This is a genomic window from Flavobacterium sp., assembly GCF_017744675.1.
Classification (GTDB): domain Bacteria; phylum Bacteroidota; class Bacteroidia; order Flavobacteriales; family Flavobacteriaceae; genus Flavobacterium.
In genome coordinates, this window is the sequence record NZ_JAGIAV010000001.1 from 695,403 (window position 1) to 717,584 (window position 22,182).

The following is a 22,182-nucleotide window of genomic DNA, read 5'->3' on the forward strand; positions in this document are numbered from 1 at the left end:
CCTCTGCGTAAACCTTAGCGCCCTTTGCGGTTTAAAAAACGTCCTTAATATTGGAATTTTCAGCATTGGGATTTAAACAAAAAAAAAGACGATCAATTTTGATCGTCTTTTTTTTAAGCTCCCCCTCTTGGGCTCGAACCAAGGACCCTCTGATTAACAGTCAGATGCTCTAACCAACTGAGCTAAGGAGGAATCACCTTAAAGGTAAATATGTTTGCTAAAAAAAGTTGCTCCCCCTCTTGGGCTCGAACCAAGGACCCTCTGATTAACAGTCAGATGCTCTAACCAACTGAGCTAAGGAGGAAGTTGTTGCTCTTTTTAGCGAGTGCAAATATAAAACTATTTTTAGTTTCTCAAAAACATTTTCACTCTTTTTTTGACTTTTTTTTACTTGCCTACAATTGCCTTGTAAATGTCGTTTCCGTTAGCAAATAGTAGTAGTGAAATAAGTAAAACAAAACCAACCATTTGCGCATTCTCTAAGAATTTATCGCTTGGTTTTTTGCCGCTAATTATTTCGTACAATAAAAATATCACATGTCCACCATCAAGAGCCGGAATTGGCAATAAATTCATAACTCCAAGCATAATTGATAATAAAGCAGTGATTGACCAGAATACTTCCCAGCTCCAAGAACTCGGGAAAATGTTGTAAATCGCAGCAAAACCACCCACTTGTTTGTAAGCTTTGGTTTCTGGATTAAAAATCATTTTCAATTGTTTTCCGTAACCTACCAATTGATCTTTTCCTTTTTCAAGACCAACCGGAATAGATTCGAAGAAACCGTATTCTTTTGTACTTATTTTATAGTATCCTAGTTTTTCTAAAGATTTCATGTCTAAACCGCCCGCAAGAACGCCTAAAGTTCCTTCTTTAGAAACTTTCAGAGTAAGAGGTGTTTCTTTTAAGTCGCGTAAAACAACTGCAGAAATCTCTTTTCCTTTATTCGCAGCTAAAATTGCTTTTGCCTCGTCAAAATATTTAACTTTTTGTCCGTTAAGAGAAAGAATCAAATCTTTTGCTTTTAAATTTTGGTTAGGAGAGTCTTCTCCAACTTTTCCAATTGCAAAAGGACGGCGGATGTCGATAAGCATTCCTTTTTCTGTTTTAGAAAGTTGATCTACAAAATCTGTCGGCATTGTAATCGTTTGCTGTTGTCCGTTTCTTTCAATCAAAACGTGTTTTGCCATGATGACATTCATGTTCATATCACTGTCAAAATTTTCTACAGCTTTACCGTCAATAGAAATAATTTTATCTCCTGTTTTAAAACCAGCTTTAAGCATAGCAGGATTTTCGATTGCAACACCATCTTTTAAGTCAGCATTAGCAATATAAGTATCTCCGTAAGCAAATGCCATTCCGATATAGATAATAAAAGCCAAGATAAAGTTTACCGTAACACCGCCAAGCATAATAATTAAACGCTGCCAAGCTGGTTTAGTACGAAATTCCCAAGGCTGAGGATCTTGAGCCATTTGCTCTTTGTCCATACTTTCATCAATCATTCCAGAAATTTTCACATAACCACCAAGCGGCAGCCATCCGATACCGTATTCTGTTTCTCCGATTTTCTTTTTGAAAAGAGAATATTTAACATCAAAAAACAAATAAAATTTTTCGACTCTAGTTTTAAACAATTTAGCAGGGATAAAATGCCCTAATTCGTGAAGAATAATAAGTAAAGATAAACTCAATAGAAATTGAGAGAGTTTGATAACTATATCCATTTTTTGTTTTTAATTCGTATTTAACGCACAAAAGTAGCGTTTTCTATTTTAATATAAGTGTGCAAGATAATGTTTAAGGTTTTAAATGTTTGTTAATAATTATATTAGTTTTTATTAAACAAAAAAGTAAATCCAAATTACTAGTTATTAGTACTTCATAGCAGGAAAATGTTACAAAATGTCGTATTGTGACATTTTTAAAACTTTTCAAGGAGTGTTTTTTTAAATTTCAATTCTAATTTCAATTTTTAAATTAATTAAGAATATTCTTAAATAGTTAACACAACTGTTTTAAAATTCTTAATGGATGTTTTGTTTTGTTAATTTTTTACCGTGAGATTATGAATTTTATTAGACAAATTGAAAGAATAAAAAAAATGCACAAGTTAATTTGTGGAGAAAAAACAGGTTCTCCTTTAGCATTTGCAAAAAAATTATGTGTGAGTAGAAGCCAATTTTACAATGAATTAGATCTTATAAAAGAACTTGATGCTCCTGTAAGGTATTGTAAAAAGAGAGAGAGACATTTTATTATGAATCTCCATTTGAATTGATTCTAATTTTTTCTCTACAAATAATAAAGGACGATGAAGCCAGAGAGATTTTTGGAGGTTCAAACTTCCGTCCAAGTTTATTGGACAGAACTATGATAAGTTTGCTATAACAAAATACTTCTCGAGAAAATGAATTTTGTTGGATTTATTAATTAACATTTTAAAATTAAACATTATGGAATTAGAAGAGTTGAATTTAGTTGAGCTTAGTACTTATGAAGTGCAGGAAGTTGATGGGGGATGCCCAGTTTGTATATACTTAGAATGTGAACCTCATGTTAAAGATTTTTTTAGAGGATTATTTGATTTATAATATTAAAAAAATATAGTTATGTTAGAAGAATTGAAAGAGACGGAATTAAGAGAAATTAATGGAGGATGCGAAAGTTGTTATGAAAACGGTAGAAGATTGAGAGAAATGATAGACGTTGCTTGGACAATATTATTGCGTATTTAAGATTTTAGAGGTTGTGATGAGCAACCTCTATGTTCATGATTTAAATATTTGAAGATTAAAAATGCAATTCAATTTGATAAATTATAACTTGTTCAAAAAGGTTATAGAGTTATTAAAATCCTATTTTTTAGGTATAGGTCTCATTATTATTGTTGTTATGGTAATAATTTTGCCATTGGATTTTATAGTGACAAGGTATCTTCATTTTGAATCCATTGTAGGTTTAATACACCAAACACAAAATAGATATGATAATTATCCAATTTATTTAACAGTTTTTATTGGACCATTCATTGAGGAAATTTTATTTCGGTTAGGTTTAGTAGTAAACAAAAAAAACATTTCGATTTTTCTAAGTATTCTCGTGCATGAAATATTGCGAAGAAGTTTTATAAAACTAGATTTTCAGAATGTATTGTATTTCTATATTATTGTTCTTACCGTTATTAGCTTTATCCTCGCGTGGACATATTTAACTCCGCAAATCATAAATTCTATTCAAAAAAAGAAAAAGTGGTTAATTGTTTTCTCAATAATCTCTTTTGGGTTATTGCATATCACAAATATTAAAATAATACACCCAGAATTAATCTTGTTTTATCCTTTTTTTGTTTTACCTCAATCAATTATGGGCTATTTTATTACTAATTTAAGATTAAAAAATGGTTTTTTTTGGGGTCTTTTATTGCATTCATTATTTAATTTCATAGCTATCGTTTTGTAAAAAAAATACAATTAACAAATCATTAATGCTAAAACTAGATATAAAAAAACTAAAAACAAATGCTTTGAAAATCACTTTTTTTCTCCTTCTCATGTATTTTTTATTATTATGGGATGGAATGGAAGACTTTCTAAATCGTACATTATTTACCATATATGGAGTAGAGATAAAATTAAGTTCATTTTTTATGATTTAGAATTAAAAAATCAAATAAATAAGAGAGTGTTTAACTTCCGTCCAAGTTTATTGGACGGAACTATAATAAGTTTGCTCTAACAAAATACTTCTCGAGAAAATGAATTTTGTTGGATTTATTAATTAACATTTTAAAATTAAACATTATGGAATTAGAAGTAATGAACTTAGAAAGTTTGAATTTAGTTGAGCTTAATGCTCATCAAATGGAAGAAATTGAAGGAGGTATTTTACCAGTACTTCTTGCAGCAATCGAAATAGCTGGAGCATGTTATGCTGCTGGTTACGCAGTAGGTTATTTTATGAAACATTAAAAATTAATATTATGGAAAGTTTAATTGAAAAAAAAGAAAATGAAATAATTGAATTGTCGTTTGAAGAAATGATATCAATTGAAGGGGGACAAATGGAAAAATGGATGGTTGTTGCGGCATTTATGGTTGGGTTTGCACCTGGTTGTTTCGCCTTGGGGTATTATAATGCAACACATTAACAAGTTAGAAAAAATATTTTATTATGGAATCATCTAAATTTTTAAAACAACTAAGATTGGGTTTATTTATATGTATATCTTTTTATGCAATAGGCTATACTGTAGGTTATTTAAGTAAAATATTGATTTAATTTTTATGAATAACCTCTTTTCAATTTGTATTAGAGCTTATTCTAATTTTATTTAGAATTGGTTATGAAAAAAAAACTTCTCTTTATTTCAGGAACAATATATTTCATTACAATTACTGTATTAAGAAAATATCCCGAAAACCATATTTGTTCCTTTTTAATTGGAATTTCTTCTGGACTAACAGTTGTGTTTTTTCTTTATATGATTAATGTTAAAAGCAGCATTAAAAAGTAGAAAGAATATTTTTTTTAGAAAGTGGACACTTTTTGCATCAATAATCTAGTAATATTCTCTTTAGATAAAGAGGATATTCTTTTTAATAATAAAAATGAATTTCAGTTCTGATCCTATTAATACTCTCGAAAATCTTATTTCAAAAAACAAGACTAGGAGCATTTCTATTTATTTGATAATTCTTCTGGCTTTAATTGTTTTTTTGACGTTGTTGCCAGTGATAAAAATAGATATCAGCAGTCAGAGCCGCGGTGTAATTAAAAGTAAAACTGATAATGTTCCAGTTTCTGCAATGGTAAGTGGTAGAATTATAGCAATAGCGTTAAAAAATAATGTGTATGTTAAAAAGGGAGATACGCTTTTGAAAATAGCTACTGAAAATCTGGAAAGCGATAAGACGACACAAGGTGAATTATCGGCTTCAGCTTCAGTTTTATTAAAAGACATTTCAAATCTTTTGCAAAACAAGACTTCCGGCTTGTTGACAGCCGTTGCGCGTGAAGATTTACTCAAATTTCAATCGGGCAGAAACGAATTACAGAGCAAAATTTTGCAAGCGCAAATTAATTATGACCGCAATAAAACATTATTCGATAGAGATATTATTGCAAAAGCAGATTTTGAGAAATTCGAATATGAACTTCGCCTAGCAAAACAGGCATTGCAGAGTTTCATTAGCCAGCAAAAAACAACTTGGGAAAACCAAAAAAGAGATTTAGAAGAACGACTAAAAAATCTAAATGGAACTGTTGCTAAAATAAATGCAGAGTCAAATAATTATGTTGTTTTAGCACCTATTTCTGGCACTATAGAGAATTTTTCGGGTATTCAGAAAGGATCCTTTATAAATGCATCTCAACCAATTGCAACAATTTCTTCGGCAGATCATCTTATTGTAGAAAATATTGTCTCTCCAAATGATATTGGTTTAATTAAGAAAAATCAAAAAGTAAAATTCCAGTTAGATGCGTTCAATTACAATCAATGGGGATTATTGGAAGGAAAAGTAATAGATATAGATCAAAACATAACAATTCAAGGTGAAAAGAATTTTTTTAAAGTGCGCTGTTCTTTAGACTCTAAAACTTTAAAACTGAAATCTGGATACAAAACTGATGTTTCAAAAGGAATGACTTTAACCTCTAGATATATAATAACTCGCAGAAGTTTATTCGATTTATTATTTGATAAAGTAGACAATTGGTTAAACCCAAAGCAAAGTTCAAATAATGCATAAAAATGGCTTCAATAAAAGTAAAACAACATGATATTAAAGATTGTGGCGCTGCTTGTCTTTCTTCTATCGGAAATTATTTCAAAGTTAATCTGCCTATAGCGAGAATTCGTCAATTTGCCCATACGGATAAACGCGGCACTAATGTTTTAGGAATAATTGAAGCTGCAGAAAAGATGGGTTTCACAGCCAAAGGAGTTAAGGGCGGTTTAGATTCTTTAAATAAAATTCCGCTTCCAGCAATTGCTCATATTGTAATCAAAGAGCAATATCATCATTATGTGGTAATATACAAAGTCGAAAAAGCTAAAATCACGGTGATGGATCCAGGTTTTGGCAAAATGGAAGTTTATGCTTTGGAGGAATTTCAAAAAGTATGGTCTGGAGTTTTAATTCTCTTTGCACCAAATGATGATTTTAAAACAGTAAACGAAAAAACATCAGCCGTTAAAAGATTTTGGGATTTAATTCAGCCACATAAAACTATATTGATTCAGGCTTTAGTTGGAGCAGTTTTATATACTGTTCTAGGTTTGGCAATGTCAATCTATATACAAAAAATAACAGATTATGTTTTGGTAGACGGCAATAAAAACCTGCTGAATTTATTAAGTATTTCGATGGTTGCCATTATTTTACTGCAAGTTTACATTGGCTCTCAAAAGAGCATTTTTGTGATGAAAACAGGACAGCTGATAGATGCTAAATTAATTTTGGGTTATTATAAACATTTACTGCATCTTCCTCAGCGTTTTTTTGATACGATGCAGATTGGTGAAATTATTTCGAGAATAAACGATGCGGTAAAAATTCGCTCTTTTATAAATGAAGTAGCGATTGAGATGATTGTAAATGTCTTTATCGTATTTTTTTCATTTGCGTTAATGTTCACTTATTATTGGAAACTTGCTTTGATCATTCTTCTTGTAATTCCATTTTATGCTTTAATCTATTTTGCTCTGAATAAATTCAATAAAAAAGTGGAGCGAAACATTATGGAAAACATGGCAGAACTGCAAACACAATTGGTAGAAAGTATTACTCATGTAAGAACTGTAAAAGAATTTGGAATCGAGGAGTTTTCAAATCTAAAAACAGAAAATAAGTTTGTAAAGCTTCTATTTACAACTTACAAATCGGGTTTGAATACGATTTTTGCCAGTTCTTCAACACAATTTTTGGCTTCCATATTTACAGTTATTTTAATGTGGGCTGGAGCGGGTTATGTCATAGACAGAACAATTACGCCTGGAGAGTTGTTTTCATTTTATGCTCTTATTGGCTATTTTACTTCGCCTGTAGCCTCTTTAATAAACATGAACAAAACAGCTCAAAATGCATTAATTGCTGCAGATAGACTTTTTGAAATCATGGATTTAGAAAGAGAGCAAACAGAAAATAAAATAGAACTGACAAAAGAAAATTTAGGAGATATAAAATTTGAAAATGTTTCTTTTCGCTATGGATCTCGAGTAGAAGTTTTTAAGAATTTTAATGCGGTATTCAAGAAAAATCAAACAACGGCTATTGTTGGAGAAAGTGGAAGCGGGAAAACGACTTTAATTTCATTGTTGCAAAATCTTTATCCGATAAAAGAAGGTAAAATCAATATAGGAGATTTTGATCTCCAGTTTGTTCATTACAAGAGTTTAAGAGAAATTGTTGGTGTTATTCCCCAACAGCTTAATTTGTTTTCTGGAAATATTATAGAAAACATTGCTTTAGGGGAATCTTTTCCTAATATTCAAAGAATTTTAGAGCTTTCAAAACAGCTTGGAATTTATGAGTTTGTAGAAAAATTGCCCAATGGTTTTGAAACTCAAATTGGCGAGAATGGAGCAATGCTTTCTGGCGGGCAAAAACAAAGAATTGCAATTGCCCGAGCACTTTATAAAAATCCTGAAATTTTATTAATGGATGAAGCGACATCATCACTCGATACACATTCAGAGAAAATTGTAAAAGAGGTTATCGATAATTTTAAATTATCAGGAAAAACTATAATTGTTATAGCGCATCGTTTGAGTACAATTGCAAACGCTGATACTATTTTGGTAATGAAAAGCGGAACAATTGTAGAGTCTGGAAATCATTCTGATTTATTGGAACAAAAATCAGAATATTATAATCTGTGGAATAAACAGAATTTGCTATAAGATTCGAAGAAAAAATAATGTTTTTCAACTTCCGTCCAATTTTATTAGACGGAACTATGATAAGTTTGTTATAACAAAATGATTCTCGAGAAAATGGTTTTGTTTAAAACATTTAATTAATTTTTTAAAACATTACATTATGAATTTAGAAGTAGTAAATTTAGAAGATCTTGGCTTAGCTGAGCTAAGTATACAAGAGTCGCAAGAAGTAGAAGGCGGAATATGGCCTATAATTTTAATAGGATTGTTATTGTATTCTACAAATGCATATTAGCAATAAAGAGCAGGGATTAAGTCCCTGCTTGTTTTTAATTATCAATGATACAAATTCTCAAATATTTAATTTTAATAAGATTTAGAAAAATTCTACCTAAAGATGATCATTTAGGAATTATCTTGCTTTTGCTTTTTTATGCTACTGTAGTATATTTTTTAAATAGAATTTTTCCAAAATATCCTTATTTGTTTTTAGTATTTGCGTTAGAGTTGGTTTTTTCTCATCAAAACAGAAAGGATTTTGATTTATTAAAAAAAAATAGAAAATATAGGCTTTTATTAATTCTTGAATATTTGATATATAGTTTTCCTTTTCTATTAGTTTACTTCGTAAATAAAAGATTTGATGTTTTTTTTATTCACCTCTCAATACTTCTTTTGTTGATTTTATTACCAAAAGTTGAGTATGGAACTTTTAAATACCCATTTAGATTAATTGATCCGTTTTGGCATATTTCTTTTAGAAAAAACAAACTCATTATTTTTATTCCGCTTGTTATTTTCCTTAATTTTTTGGGAAGTGAATACCATAATGAAAATCTGAATATCTCAACTTTATTAATTGTATCTATTGTTAGTTCCTGGTCATCATTTAATAGAGAAGAACATATACATTTAAAAATGAATACATTTAACCCAAAAAAATATTTGCTAAAACAAATTCAAGCTACTTTAACAAACACTTTTATTCTAAATATCGCCTTAATTATTTGCTTCATCATTTTTAAAAAGTGGAATTTATTACTATTCATACCAATTGTTTTTGTTTTTCCTTTGATAAGCATTTTATTCAAATATACTTTTTTTTCTAATCCATTATTGCAACAAATATTTTTTGCTTTTTTTATTGGAACTGCACAAACAGGATTGCCATTTTTGGTTTTACCTTTTTTATATTATAAGTCTATAAAAACAATAAATAATTTGAAGAATGTTGAAGATTAGTATAAAAGAAAAATCTTTTGGAAAGAAGATTATTTTGCAGGATGTTGATTTACATATTTTGGAAAGTGGTATATATGGCATTGTAGGCAAAAATGGGGAAGGAAAAACTACGTTGTTTAAATGTATTGTAGGGCTTACGAATTTTCAAGGAAAAATAGTCTATAATAATTTTCCATTGAAAAACAATGATATTGCTTTTATCCCAACCGAAGTGCCAATTTATAATGAATTGACAGCAAATGAATTTTCTGTTTTTTATAAAGAATTGCTAGATCTAAAAACCACTCATAAAATTGATTTATTTGACGTTCCTAATAACAAACTTATTAAAACCTTTTCGACTGGAATGAAAAAGAAAGCATATATGAATGCTGTATTTCAAAAAAATTATAATGTATATATTTTTGATGAGCCATTTAACGGGCTTGATTTACAATCGAATTATTTGTTAATGAATTACATTAGAGAACTTTCGAAAATTAGTATCGTTTTAATTTCTTCTCATATTTTAGAAATCCTATATAAAGACTGCGATAAAATTTTTCTCTTGAAAGATAAAAACGTACAGGCGTTTGAAAAAAAGGACTTTTCACAAATAGAGAAAAAACTTTTTAGCTGATTTTTAAAATAGAATGTGATTTAAATGTTTGTTAATAAATAAACATTTCGATTTCTCGTTTTAGCAAGATACCGTAACTTTACTTTTTATAAAATTTTGCTCATTTCGAGCATTAAAAATCCACTAAAAGTTACAAGTCTATGGCAACGAAATTATTTTCTCCGCTCATCATAAAAAAAATCACTTTAAAAAATAGAATCGCGATCTCGCCGATGTGTCAGTATTCTGCAATTGACGGATTTGCAAACGATTGGCATCTTGTTCATTTAGGAAGTCGTGCCACAGGTGGCGCAGGACTTATTATTCAGGAAGCAACTGCGGTTTCTCCAGAAGCTAGAATTTCTCCTTCCGATCTTGGAATTTGGAAAGACGAACATATCGAAAAATTAAAACAAATCAATGCGTTTATTGTTTCTCAGAATTCGATTCCTGGAATTCAGTTGGCTCATGCTGGACGAAAAGCAAGTGTTTCGGCTCCTTGGTTGGGAAATAAAAAATTAGATTTCGCTCAAGGCGGATGGCAGACTGTTGCGCCAAGTGCGATTCCGTATCATGAAGGAGAACCATTTCTTCCGGAAGCTTTGGACAAAAACGGAATCCAAAAAGTAATTTCAGATTTTAAAACTGCAACCAAAAGAGTAGTCGAAGCAGGATATCAGGTTGTAGAAATTCATGCCGCTCATGGTTATTTATTACACCAATTTCTATCGCCTTTAACCAATGTACGAACAGACGAATACGGAGGAAGTTTTGAAAACAGAATTCGTTTTACTTTAGAAGTTGTAGAAGCAGTTCAGTCAGAATGGCCTTCAGATTTGCCGTTAATTGTTCGTATTTCAGCGACCGATTGGGCAGAAAATGGTTGGAATCCAGAAGAATCTGTGCAGCTTTCTAAAATATTAAAAGAAAAAGGAGTAGATTTAATAGATGTTTCGTCAGGCGGATTGGTTTCGCATCAAAAAATAACATTGGGTCCTGGGTATCAAGTTCCTTTTGCAGAAAAAATAAAACAAGAAGCTAATATTGCAACGGGAGCTGTTGGACTTATTACGGAAGCAAAACAGGCGGAGGAAATTTTAAATTTGGATCAAGCCGATTTAATTTTATTCGCAAGAGAATCTTTGAGAAATCCGAATTTGCCTCTAGATTTCGCCAAAGCATTAAACGACGATATTCAATGGCCAAAACAATACGAAAGAGCTAAACTTTAAAATGTTTTTGCCACGAATTGCACGAATTAACACAAATCAATGAGTATAAAATTTTAATTCGTGGAAATTTGTGCAATTCGTGGCAAACAAAAAAACTAAACCAATGCAGAAGATAAGAACAGCATTATTATCATATGGAATGTCGGGAAAGGTTTTCCACGCTCCGTTTTTGGATATTCACGAAGGATTTGAATTATTAGGTTCTTGGGAGAGAAGCAAAAAATTAATTCAAGAAGATTATCCATACGTAAAAAGTTATGCCTCGCTAGACGAATTATTAAGCGACGATGTCGATTTGGTAATTGTAAACACGCCAGTTGGAACGCATTACGAATATGCAAAAAAAGCGCTTTTAGCAGGCAAACATGCTGTTGTCGAAAAAGCGTTTACCACAACGGCGGCTGAAGCAAAAGAGTTGGCTAAAATTGCCAAAGAAAAAAATTTAAAACTGGCTGTTTTCCAAAATAGAAGATGGGACAGCGATTTTAAAACCGTAAAAAAAGTAATTGATGATGGTGTTTTAGGAGATTTAGTAGAAGCTGAATTTCATTTTGACCGATACAATCCGTTATTGAGTCCAAAAGCGCATAAAGAAACGGCAAACGATGGTGCAGGAGTTCTAAAAGATTTAGGGCCTCATATTATAGATCAGGCGATAAGTCTGTTTGGCTGTCCGAAAGCCGTTTTTGGAGACATTCGTGTAACCAGAGAAAATTCGGTTGTAGACGATTGGATCGATTTATCATTGTTTTACGCCAATTTCAGAGTCCGTTTAAAAGCAGGTTTTTTTGTACGCGAAGCCAATCCTGCGTATACACTGCACGGAAAAAAAGGTTCTTTCTTAAAACCGCGTGGAGATGTTCAGGAAGACGAGTTGAAAGTAGGCAAGAAACCCAATTTAGACTCTTGGGGAACAGAAGACGAAAGTCTTCAAGGGCTTTTGCATACCGAAATTGACGGTAAAATTGTGAGAGAAAAAATCCCAACGTTACAAGGTAATTATTTTAGTTTCTTTGATGGCGTTTATGATTCGATTGCCAACAATAAAAAAGAGCCTGTTACGGCAGACGAAGGCGTAAAAGTAATGCAGGTAATAGAAGCCGCAATTGCGAGTAATGCACAACAAAAAGTAATAGGTATATCATAACAACATTCCGTTAGGAATGTTTCGTCGGTAGCAAATGCCCATCGAGATATACGTTCCATAGGAACGTTTGGATTAAACATCATTTTTTAGCATTAAATATCAAACGCTCCCACGGAACGTAAAAATATTGCGAACGATATCTGTTACCAACCAAATGTTTCTACGGAACAAGCGTACATTCATATAAAAAAAGGGGCAATCTTAAAATTTAGAATGCTCCTTTTTTGTTTCAATAAAAAATGAAGCAGATTATAATTCTACTAAACCCGAAAAATTGTAATTTTAATAAGCAGAATTCAAATGAAAACCTTTGAATTTATAAACAATAACGTTGTATATTGTATATAAGCTCAGCCTTTATGCACTTTGACGAGCGTTTTTAGTATTTTTGACAATATTCCAATACAAAATCAATATGCTGATAAACATTAATCCATTATCGCTTTTTCAGACCAAAGCCAAAATCAAGAAAGTATTTAGAGAAGCCAAAGCTTCGTATTTAAACCGAATTCGTTTTGCTGTTGGAATGTTTTATTTCGGAATGGGTTTGAGTTTTGCCACATGGGCCAGTAGAATTCCAGATATCAAAACTGCACTGCATTTAACGGAAGGCGATTTAGGTTCTATACTTTTTGCGCTTCCAGTTGGACAGCTTATTGTTATGCCTTTTTCAGGAAAAATGGTTACCAAATTTGGCAGCCACCGCGTCTTGATTTTCTCTTTAATCATGTATGTTTTGTGCTTAATCAATTTAGGTTTGGCAACAACATCTTTGCAATTGTCATTAGGATTATTTTTGTTTGGAGTGTTTGGAAACCTTGCCAATATTGCCGTAAACACGCAAGGCGTTTATACCGAAGTTTTGTTCAAAAAAACAATTATGTCATCTTTTCACGGCATGTGGAGTTTCGCTGGATTCACGGGCGCATTGGTAGGTTTAGGAATGCTGGCTTTAGATTTAAGTCCATTGCATCATTTTATGATTGTAGCCGGAATTGTTTTATTAATGGTGGCCTTTAACTTTAAATTTTTGGTTAGAGCCAAAGAAAAAGTAAAGCCAAAACCAGAAGGCAAAAAACTATTTGTAAAACCAGATACCGCTCTGCTTTGGCTAGGAGTAATCGGATTTTGCAGCATGGCTAGTGAAGGTGTAATGTTTGACTGGAGTGGTGTTTATTTTAAAGATATAGTAAAAGCGCCAGGACCATTGGTAGTTTTAGGTTATACTTCTTTTATGATTATGATGGCCAGCGGAAGATTTCTAGGCGACGGATTAATCAACAAATTTGGACGCGAGCGTGTTATGCAAATTAGTGGTGTAATGATTTCGGCAGGACTTTTTACAGCTGTTTTTCTTCCTTATATTATTCCGTGTACGATTGCCTTTATGTTTGTAGGTTTGGGTGTTGCCACGATCGTTCCTACGGTTTATAGCATTGCGGGCAAGAACCCTACAGTGCCTGCGGGTGAAGCTTTAACAATTGTTTCGAGTGTGAGTTTCTTAGGTTTCTTAATGGGGCCTCCAGTAATTGGACATATTGCACAAAGTTTCGGATTACAGTTTTCTTTTGCCTTTATCGGAATTTTTGGTGTTCTAATTGCCTTTATGGTTTCTAAAATTAGAACTTCGGCCTAACTCTTTCTTGATTAATATTTATTAAAATCAAATAATTTTGTAAGATTTTATTTAGTTTTTAAATATTTTGTCTATATTTGAATTGAAGCGATAGCTTTAGTTTTAAACGCTCTTTTTTCCAAAAACCAATTTTATCTTTTGAATGAAGGATTTCTAGATCCTAAGATTATTTTCAAAGTAAATTGGAATTTTTAATGGTAAAAAAATACGCGCTCTTCTTTTTTATATGGTTTTTTAATTTTGCTTTTTCGCAGAAGGAAATTACGGTAACAGGAATTGTTATTGATGCTCGAACGCAAAGTCCGCTAGAGAGTGTAGTGGTAACCATACAAAATACTGCTGTGATGCAGCTCACATCCAAAACAGGGAAATTCGAACTTCATATATTTCCCCAAAAAGAACAATTGCTTTTATTGAGAAGTCAGGGGTATAAAGATTTTCTTTTGAAGGTACTCTCCAATTCAGGACAAAATATAGATCTTGGAATTTTACAATTGGAAGATACCTATTCAGATGAGGTTCCTGCTGCAGTGATAACACTATCAGACAATGATTTTTCAGATGATAATAGTTCGTCTGAAATGACATCTGGACTTTTACAATCTTCAAGAGATGCTTTTATGCAAGCTTCTGCATTCAATTGGGGGCAAGCTAGATTTCGTGTCCGTGGTTTAGATAGCGAAAATGCAATCACAATGCTCAACGGAATGCCAATGAATAAAATCTACGACGGCAGACCGCAATGGGGCAATTGGGGTGGTCTAAATAATGTGCTTCGCAATCAAGAATTCTCAGCTGGAACCGCAGCTTCCAATTACACCTTTGGGGGCATTTTAGGTACTCAGCAGATTTTTACTCGGGCTTCTTTGTATCGAAAAGGAGCATCACTTACTTTTTCTGGAAGCAATACCACTTATTTATGGCGAGCAATTGGCACTTATGCATCGGGAATGAATGCTTCTGGATGGGCTTTTGTGATTTCGGCAGGAAAACGCTGGGCAGACGAAGGTTATTTTGAAGGAACAAATTTCGATGCAGATTCTTTCTTTTTGAGTGTTGAAAAGAAATTAAGCAATAAACATTCTATCAATTTCACAGGATTTTATACGCCAAATTCACGTGGGAAGAATTCAGCCAATACCAATGAAGTTACTGATTTAATGGGCGAAAAATACAATTCGTATTGGGGATTTCAGAACGGTGAAAAGCGAAATGCTAAGGTCAAGAATGTAGAAGAACCGCTGTTTATGCTCAATCATTATTTTAAAATTGATGATAAAACCAATCTGAATTCGGGTGTAATGTGCCAATTTGGAAAAGTGGGAAACAGCAATATTGATTATCAAAATGCCAATAGTCCAGATCCAGTTTATTACAGAAAAATGCCAAGCTATTTTAGTTCGCTTTACGCGAAAGATCAAGGCGAATTTTTGGGTGCGTTTACTCCAGATTATGAAAATGCAGAAAAGAATAAAACAGCTTTTTTGGCAAATCCGCAGATCAATTGGAACGAAATGTATTTTGCCAATCAGAAACTTGGACCTAATGGCTACGAACCTGCGCAAAGCCATTATGTGCTTTATCAAGACCGAACAGACGATCATGCTTTTGCTGTAAATTCAAATTTAAACACGCAGATTACTCCTAATATTTCTTTTGATGGCGGATTTACTTTTAAGAATTTAAAATCACATAATTTTCAGTATTTATTGGATCTTCTGGGCGGAGCGTATTTCGAAGATATTGATCCGTTTTACAAAGGAAATCTTTCGCAATCAGATTTACAGCATCCAAATCGTAAAGTTGGAAAAGGGGATATTTACGGATATAATTATAATTTGCTGGCTAATGCCTTAGATGTTTTTGCGCAATTTAAATTTGCTTACAACAAAACAGAATTCTTCTTGTCGCAATCTTATTCGATGTCAGATTATGAGAGAAAAGGATTGTATCAAAACGGACTTTATCTGACAACTTCATTGGGAAAAAGTGAGAAAGTTAATTTTGAGAATTTCGGTTTCAAAGGCGGATTCACCTATAAAATTTCAGGGAAACAATTACTGTTTTTTAACGCCGCACATTTTACCAGAGCACCTTCACTTAGGAATACTTTTTCGAATGCACGTTTAAATAATAATGTTGTTGACGGAATCGAAAGTGAAAATATAAGCAGTGCAGAAGCTAATTATGTATACCGTTCTTCAAAACTTAAATTGCGTTTAACTGCTTATTATACTTTAATTAAAAATACTTCCAAGACTTCTTATTTCTACGCTGAAGGAATTTTTGAGAATGGATCTGGGTTTGATCCAACAAATGCATTTGTGAGTCAGACTTTGACAAAAATAGATAAGAAAAACACAGGAGCAGAATTAAGTTTTGAATATCAAATTTCATCAACACTAAAAACCACTTTATCGGCAGCATTTGGAAATTATTTTTATAACAGTAATCCAAATGTTACCATTACCAACGACGCCAACAGAGCCAAAGACGGCGTAAAAACCACTTTTGAATTTGGGCAAGCTTTTTTAAAAAATTACAAACAGCCAGGAACACCACAGCAAGCATTTTCATTTGGACTAGAATATCGTGATCCGAAGTTTTGGTGGATTGGAGCGAATATCAATTATTTGGCAGATAGCTATATCGATGTTTCGCCAATTTCTAGAACATCTCAATTTTACATCAATCCGGCAAATGGTTTTCCTTTTCCAGAAGCAACTTCCGAAAGGGGAAATGAATTATTAAAACAAGAAAAATTTGAGCCCATTACATTGCTGAATTTGAGCGCAGGCAAATCTTGGCGCATTCATAAAAAATATGTCGGACTTTTTGCGAGCGTAAACAATGTTTTGGATTTAACGTATAAAACAGGCGGATTTGAACAAGCAAGAAATGCCAATTTTAGAGCTTTAAATCAAGACATGTCTAGCGGAACACCCTCTTTTGGGTCAAGATATTATTATGGTTATGGTCGAACTTATTTTCTAAATCTTACAATCGGTTTATAAACTGAAAATTTATTTGTTATGAAAAAACTAATTTTATTTTTTGTTTTGGCGTTGTTATCTAGTTGTGCTAAAGAAGTTGAAAATCCTACGTTAGCTTGCACACAGCCCAATCTTACAGTAAACAAAACAGTCGAAAAAGTATATGAACTTTCAGGAACGACAGCCAAGCAATATTTATATGATGATGTTATAGAAGCTTATGTAGTCTCTAGTGATGAAGGTGGTAATTTTTTCAAAACAATTTCATTGCAAACTAAAGCAACCGAAAATATACCTGCTATTGGATTTAGTGCTTCTATTGATGCCACAAATACTTATATTGATTATCGTGTAGGGAATAAAGTATATGTAAAACTCAAAAACCAGTTTACAGATTTGTATTATGGAGGTTTAAGAATTGGAAGTTTGTATGTAAGCAATACGGGAGATCCAACAATTGGACGAATTTCTCAAAATGAATATAGAAATGTATTAAGTGCTTCGTGTACAACTATAAATGAGAGTTTGTTGGTAAAATCGCTTTCTGTAGAAGAAGCACTTTCAGATGCTAAATTGAATACTCTGATTGAATTAAATGATGTCGAGTTTACTGAAGCAGCATTAGGACGTCATTATTTTGAAGAATCTAATAATGTTGGAGGATCGACCAATTGGTATTTGAGAGATAAAACTGGTAATCAAGTTATTTTTAGAACAAGTGCTTACGCCAAGTTTGCCGATCATTTTGTGCCTGAAGGAAGCGGAAAAGCAAGGGGAATTTTGACCAAATTTGGTTCAGATTATCAGTTTATGGTTCGTTACGAAAGTGATATTGTGATGAATGGAAAAAGAAATACTCCGTTTTTTCTGAAGATTTTCAGTCGGTTAAAAACAACGTCAATTTTGCACTTCCGGGCTGGAGCAACATTGTAGAAAAAGCATCAAAACTTTGGAAAAGCATGGTTTATTCTGGAAACGGTTATGCCGAATTTAATACAACAAGCACAACAGCTGCTGAGAATGTGGCTTGGCTAGTCTCGCCAAAAATAAATCTCACAGGGTATAAAAATGCGGTTCTTTCGTTTAGAAGCGCCCAGCATGATTTAAAAGTAGATTCGCCATTAAATACACTAGAAGTATATATTTCGAGCAATTTTGATGGCGCAAGCGTAACCAAAGCAAAATGGACCAAAGTGGAAGCAAAAGTGCCAACACTTTCAACACCTTCCCGAGAGTTTATAAGTTCTGGCGGAATTGATCTTTCAGCTTATTCTGGAAACATCAATGTTGCTTTTAAATACATAGGATCTGGAAAAGATAAAACACTAAATGGCGCTTTTATGGTCGATGATATTAAGATTTTTGGAGAGAAATAGAAACTAATTTGGAATAATGGAAATAATGTGTTGATTTTTAAAGTATTATTGAAAAGTTTGTAGTTTTTGTATTTCAAATTGTTAAAATCTAATTGAATTTTGTACTTTGGTCACCCCAAATCAATACAAAAACAAATATGAGAACCTACTTTATTGCCATCGTTATGATGGTGTTTCCTTTCTTGATGCACAGTCAAGACAACGTTAAACTAAAGCAGATTAACATTGTAAAAACAAATTACCAAAATTCTAAAGACGGCGAAATTGTTAATAAGACATTCGCTTTTAAAGAGGGTAAACTTCAAACCATTACTACATCAGATGTTGTTCAGCATTTTTATTACAACAAAAACGGTTTGCTGGATATGACGGTAAAAGATAAGGTGGGAAGTGATTGGAAAGAAGTAATAAATTATACTTACGATGCGGATAATAATATTACCAAATTTGTAAAAAAATATCAGGAAGGGCCAAACTATATTACAAAAGTTGTTTCGTTTGTATATGAAGGCGCAAGGATAAAAGTAACTACGAAAAAGAGCACGAATCATCAGAATTTAGTAGATGATATTGAATATCTTGTTGAAAACGGAATTATTGTAAGACGTACTTCACGAGATAGAAACAAGGCAATTATTGGAAAACTAGAATATGTTTATGTAAACGATAACGTATCAAGACATAGAGGATTGGTTGGAGATAAGATCTCTAAATCATATACTTACGATGATAAAAAATCGGTTGATCAGTTAATTGTTCAAAGTCTTTTTGGTGATAATTACAAGGTAATCGTACCAATGATTTCGTATCACGAAGAAGAATTTGAGTTTGAATCAATCTCATATAATAACGAAATGAATTTCAGCCCATCATCTACAGCTTTGGTTGCGGTGAGCAGAAAATACAAATATAACAAATTAAATTACCCAATTTCTTGTTCTCAAATAGAAGAAAACGGAATTGTGAAAACGGAAAAAACGTTTATTTACGAATAAAGGTTTTAAACTTAGACCATTCATTTGAAAAGTGGAACTTTAGTTGGGTTTATCTCGACGGGTTCCATTTTTTTTGGCATTTATTCTCCTGATATAAATGTAAAAACAAAATTGTATAATTGATTGTAGCAGACAAATGATTAAATTTGCAGCTTATTCAAGACTATGTTAGAAAAAGAAGTTATAAATTTTGAGAGAACAGTTATCGTTGGTATTGTTACTCAGAATCAAAGTGAAGAAAAACTAAATGAATATTTAGACGAATTGGAGTTTTTGACTTTTACTGCTGGAGGTGAAGTTATTAAACGCTTTTCGCAGAAAATGGAACGCCCTAACCCAAAGACTTTTGTGGGAACGGGGAAAATTGACGACATCAATCTTTTTGTAAAAGAAAATAAAATATCGACTGTAATTTTTGATGATGAATTAACGCCATCACAGCAAAAAAACATCTCAAGAATTATCGACTGCAAAATCCTAGACAGAACTAACTTGATTCTGGATATTTTTGCGCAAAGAGCCGAAACTTCATACGCAAGAACGCAGGTAGAATTGGCGCAATGTCAATATCTATTGCCAAGACTTTCGGGTTTATGGACACACCTTGAGCGTCAAAAAGGAGGTATTGGTATGCGTGGACCTGGAGAAACGGAGATCGAAACCGATAGACGTATTGTACGCGACCGAATTTCATTGCTGAAAGATAAAATCAAAACGATCGACAAGCAAATGAGTATTCAGCGAAGCAATCGCGGCGCAATGGTTCGTGTCGCTCTAGTTGGATATACCAATGTTGGAAAATCAACTTTGATGAATGCGATTGGTAAAAGCGATGTTTTTGTTGAGAACAAATTATTTGCAACCTTAGATACAACCGTTAGAAAAGTGGTGATTAAAAACCTTCCTTTTTTACTTTCTGACACGGTTGGATTTATTCGAAAACTGCCAACACAATTGGTAGATTCGTTTAAAAGTACATTAGATGAGGTGCGAGAAGCCGATTTATTGCTTCATGTGGTAGATATTTCGCATCCAGATTTTGAAGATCATATCGAGTCTGTAAACAAGACTTTGCAAGAGATAAAAAGCAACGACAAGCCAACTATTATGGTTTTTAATAAAATCGATGCTTACAAACACCTTACTATTGACGAGGATGATTTGATTACCGAAAGAACTCGTAAACATTATACTCTTGACGAATGGAAACAAACGTGGATGAGTAATGTAGGCGAGGACAAAGCATTATTTATCTCTGCCAGAAATAAAGAAAACTTTGAGGAATTTAGAGAAACGGTTTATGAAGCCGTTCGCCAGATTCACATAACGAGATTCCCGTACAACAATTTCTTGTATCCTGACTATAAGGATGCAGTTGAAAAAGAAGATGAAGAATAAAATAAAAAAGCGCTCCAATTGGAGCGCTTTTTTATTTAGATTCTGATATTAAAATCCAAAATTAATTCCTAAACCAAATACTTCTCTGGTTTGGAATCCTTGAAAAGCATTGTCGTCATAGATAGTTTGGAAAGAGAAATTTGCCGATAGAAATTTATTTACTTTCATGACAATGTTTAAGGAATAATTGATGTCTATGTTTTGTGGGTCTTCTAAATAATTAGAATATAAATTCAGAGTATTTTCGGCTGTTACATTGGTCATAATGGCCAATTTGTAATATACCGAAGCATAAAATCCGAGTTCGTAGCGCATGCTCTTGCCAGAGTCCACACCAAAATAGTATCCATCAGGATAAGGTAAACCTGTATCTGGATTGATGGCTGTGGTGTATGCTTTGTCTACAAAAGTGAATTTTGAGGTTAGCGGAGCAAAGTTTATCTTAAGATTTTCATCTTTTGACCAATAAATACCAGGGCCCGTTGTTAGATAACCTGGAGACATGAATTTAGTGTTTTCGGTTCTAATCTCTTTTCCGTTTGCATCCTGTCCGTAAATGTACCCTGTGGTAAATTGCGTTCTGAAGTTTACGAAATAAGAATAGTACCATTCTCCAAATGCTCTCTTTCCGACGATTGAGTTGAATTCGAAACGGTCATCGGTCTTTTTCTCGAAATCGGCATTTTTGGTTTGAAGCAAACCATAGTATGCGAGAACTTTATTGTCCCAAGTTAAATCGTCTTTTTTGTAGTTGAAGTCGTAATTGATTCCGAGTGTTCCAGAAAAACTATCTTCACCTCCAGCAATCCAGTTATTGAAACTTGATTGGTTTAATAAAAGTGATACGGTTCCTTTTGCCTTCCAGCCTTCTTTTTCAATGGTATCATTGATTTTTTTTACGGCTTTTTCGGTATTTTGCGCAAGTTCTTTTTCTGTGTTTTGGGCTTGTACGAATGTGAGGTTTACTAAAATGAAAAGTAATAAAATCAGCTTTCTCATGGTTTTTAGTTTAGAGTGTATAATCAAATATACTAAAAACCAATGGAAAGTTGAGGGATACTATGCTATTATTGCAGGTTATTTCTTAGATTCTTTGTATAATGGCACGGCAGAACATGCTTCTCCGTACATAATACTTCTTGCAAATGGCTGTAGGTAATTTGTCGCCAAAATATAAGCTCTCATAGGAACTGGTTTTCTAGAACAGCCTTTTACAATAACTGGTTTGCCCTTGTAGGCAGAATAATCGATTGTACTTAAAATCTCTTCGTAAAGGCTTGCGTCAAGATCTTCAATAGTTCCGTTAACGACTTTTTTGGCAAAAGGCGCCAAATGAACGCTTACTAAAATTAATGCCCAAGCAGGAATTATAGCATCTGTACTGCAATGTACAGCTACGTATTGATCTTGATATTGCGACCAATCGTGGTTTTTAAGATGCTCTCTAAAGTCTTTTTCTTTCAATAAAAATCCTTCCAAAAGCCATTGTGAAATGTCAATCTGTGCACGAATTCCTTTTGGATAATAATCCTCAAGATCAAAAACTTCTAAAGCACTATTGGCAACTTTATTGATAATTTCTTCCATAATGAAAAGTTTTGTTTCAAGTTTAAAGTTTCAGGTTTCAAGTTAACATACAAAACGTGAAACTTGGAACCTGAAACCTGAAACAAAAT

At 32.7% G+C, this 22,182-nt stretch carries 20 protein-coding genes, 2 tRNA genes and 1 pseudogene; 18 read left to right on the forward strand and 5 right to left on the reverse strand.

Annotation, left to right across the window (positions count from 1 at the left end; all coding sequences use genetic code 11):
* Positions 1-118: 118 nt before the first annotated feature.
* The 3 genes from J7574_RS03065 to rseP all read right to left on the reverse strand — a co-directional run bounded on the left by J7574_RS03065 (position 119) and on the right by rseP (position 1,731).
* Positions 119-192 (reverse strand) — tRNA-Asn (locus tag J7574_RS03065).
* 38 nt (positions 193-230) lie between these two features.
* Positions 231-304: transfer RNA gene (locus J7574_RS03070), tRNA-Asn, on the reverse strand.
* A gap of 83 nt (positions 305-387) precedes the next feature.
* Positions 388-1,731 (reverse strand): RIP metalloprotease RseP, encoded by a 1,344-nt coding sequence (gene rseP / locus J7574_RS03075; RefSeq protein ID WP_290964054.1) that lies wholly within the window; start codon positions 1,729-1,731, stop codon positions 388-390.
* A 729-nt stretch (positions 1,732-2,460) separates the two neighbouring features.
* On the opposite strand from rseP, the gene J7574_RS03080 reads away from it, so the two are divergent.
* From J7574_RS03080 to hflX, 18 genes and pseudogenes are all read left to right on the forward strand, one after another.
* A complete protein-coding gene (locus tag J7574_RS03080) occupies positions 2,461-2,598 on the forward strand; it encodes a hypothetical protein (RefSeq protein WP_290964059.1) in 138 nt (45 codons plus the stop codon).
* 18 nt (positions 2,599-2,616) lie between these two features.
* Entirely contained in the window at positions 2,617-2,742 is a 126-nt protein-coding gene (locus J7574_RS03085) for a hypothetical protein (RefSeq protein WP_290964062.1), read from the forward strand.
* A 157-nt stretch (positions 2,743-2,899) separates the two neighbouring features.
* Positions 2,900-3,466, forward strand: a complete 567-nt coding sequence (locus tag J7574_RS23155; RefSeq protein ID WP_367272541.1) for a CPBP family glutamic-type intramembrane protease — start codon at positions 2,900-2,902, stop codon at positions 3,464-3,466.
* Between the two features lie 341 nt (positions 3,467-3,807).
* Entirely contained in the window at positions 3,808-3,975 is a 168-nt protein-coding gene (locus tag J7574_RS03090; RefSeq protein ID WP_290964065.1) for a class IIb bacteriocin, lactobin A/cerein 7B family, read from the forward strand.
* 11 nt (positions 3,976-3,986) lie between these two features.
* Positions 3,987-4,154, forward strand: coding sequence for a hypothetical protein (locus tag J7574_RS03095; RefSeq protein ID WP_290964067.1), 168 nt, complete (start codon positions 3,987-3,989; stop codon positions 4,152-4,154).
* A gap of 583 nt (positions 4,155-4,737) precedes the next feature.
* Positions 4,738-5,757 (forward strand): HlyD family efflux transporter periplasmic adaptor subunit, encoded by a 1,020-nt coding sequence (locus J7574_RS03100; RefSeq protein ID WP_290964070.1) that lies wholly within the window; start codon positions 4,738-4,740, stop codon positions 5,755-5,757.
* Between the two features lie 2 nt (positions 5,758-5,759).
* Positions 5,760-7,910: a peptidase domain-containing ABC transporter gene (locus J7574_RS03105; protein WP_290964073.1), complete on the forward strand. Its 2,151-nt coding sequence runs from the start codon at positions 5,760-5,762 to the stop codon at positions 7,908-7,910.
* 139 nt (positions 7,911-8,049) lie between these two features.
* Positions 8,050-8,184 carry a class IIb bacteriocin, lactobin A/cerein 7B family gene (locus J7574_RS03110; protein ID WP_290964076.1) on the forward strand — a complete coding sequence of 45 codons (135 nt, stop codon included), beginning with the start codon at positions 8,050-8,052 and terminating at the stop codon, positions 8,182-8,184.
* Between the two features lie 44 nt (positions 8,185-8,228).
* Entirely contained in the window at positions 8,229-9,131 is a 903-nt protein-coding gene (locus tag J7574_RS03115) for a hypothetical protein (protein WP_290964079.1), read from the forward strand.
* Entirely contained in the window at positions 9,118-9,750 is a 633-nt protein-coding gene (locus J7574_RS03120) for an ABC transporter ATP-binding protein (protein ID WP_290964081.1), read from the forward strand. Before J7574_RS03115 ends, J7574_RS03120 begins: the two co-directional genes overlap by 14 nt.
* Before the next feature lie 140 nt (positions 9,751-9,890).
* On the forward strand, positions 9,891-10,961 hold the full coding sequence (locus J7574_RS03125) for an NADH:flavin oxidoreductase/NADH oxidase (RefSeq protein WP_290964084.1): 1,071 nt from the start codon (positions 9,891-9,893) through the stop codon (positions 10,959-10,961).
* 103 nt (positions 10,962-11,064) lie between these two features.
* Entirely contained in the window at positions 11,065-12,108 is a 1,044-nt protein-coding gene (locus J7574_RS03130; RefSeq protein ID WP_290964089.1) for a Gfo/Idh/MocA family oxidoreductase, read from the forward strand.
* Positions 12,109-12,523: 415 nt separating this feature from the next.
* On the forward strand, positions 12,524-13,744 hold the full coding sequence (locus tag J7574_RS03135; RefSeq protein WP_290964091.1) for an MFS transporter: 1,221 nt from the start codon (positions 12,524-12,526) through the stop codon (positions 13,742-13,744).
* A gap of 194 nt (positions 13,745-13,938) precedes the next feature.
* On the forward strand, positions 13,939-16,758 hold the full coding sequence (locus tag J7574_RS03140; protein ID WP_290964093.1) for a TonB-dependent receptor: 2,820 nt from the start codon (positions 13,939-13,941) through the stop codon (positions 16,756-16,758).
* Between the two features lie 18 nt (positions 16,759-16,776).
* Positions 16,777-17,670 (forward strand): DUF5689 domain-containing protein, encoded by an 894-nt coding sequence (locus J7574_RS03145; protein WP_290964094.1) that lies wholly within the window; start codon positions 16,777-16,779, stop codon positions 17,668-17,670.
* Positions 17,661-18,113, forward strand: a pseudogene (locus J7574_RS03150) (choice-of-anchor J domain-containing protein); the annotation flags it as partial. The gene J7574_RS03145 and the pseudogene J7574_RS03150, both read left to right, overlap by 10 nt.
* A gap of 137 nt (positions 18,114-18,250) precedes the next feature.
* Positions 18,251-19,108, forward strand: a complete 858-nt coding sequence (locus tag J7574_RS03155; RefSeq protein WP_290964096.1) for a hypothetical protein — start codon at positions 18,251-18,253, stop codon at positions 19,106-19,108.
* Positions 19,109-19,273: 165 nt separating this feature from the next.
* A complete protein-coding gene (gene hflX / locus J7574_RS03160) occupies positions 19,274-20,506 on the forward strand; it encodes a GTPase HflX (protein WP_290964098.1) in 1,233 nt (410 codons plus the stop codon).
* A gap of 48 nt (positions 20,507-20,554) precedes the next feature.
* Here the strand turns inward: hflX and J7574_RS03165 are convergent, their stop codons facing one another.
* Both J7574_RS03165 and J7574_RS03170 read right to left on the reverse strand, forming a co-directional pair.
* Positions 20,555-21,505 carry a DUF3078 domain-containing protein gene (locus J7574_RS03165; protein ID WP_290964100.1) on the reverse strand — a complete coding sequence of 317 codons (951 nt, stop codon included), beginning with the start codon at positions 21,503-21,505 and terminating at the stop codon, positions 20,555-20,557.
* A 78-nt stretch (positions 21,506-21,583) separates the two neighbouring features.
* Complete coding sequence (locus tag J7574_RS03170) at positions 21,584-22,093, reverse strand: DUF2480 family protein (protein ID WP_290964102.1); 510 nt, start codon at positions 22,091-22,093, stop codon at positions 21,584-21,586.
* Positions 22,094-22,182: the final 89 nt, after the last annotated feature.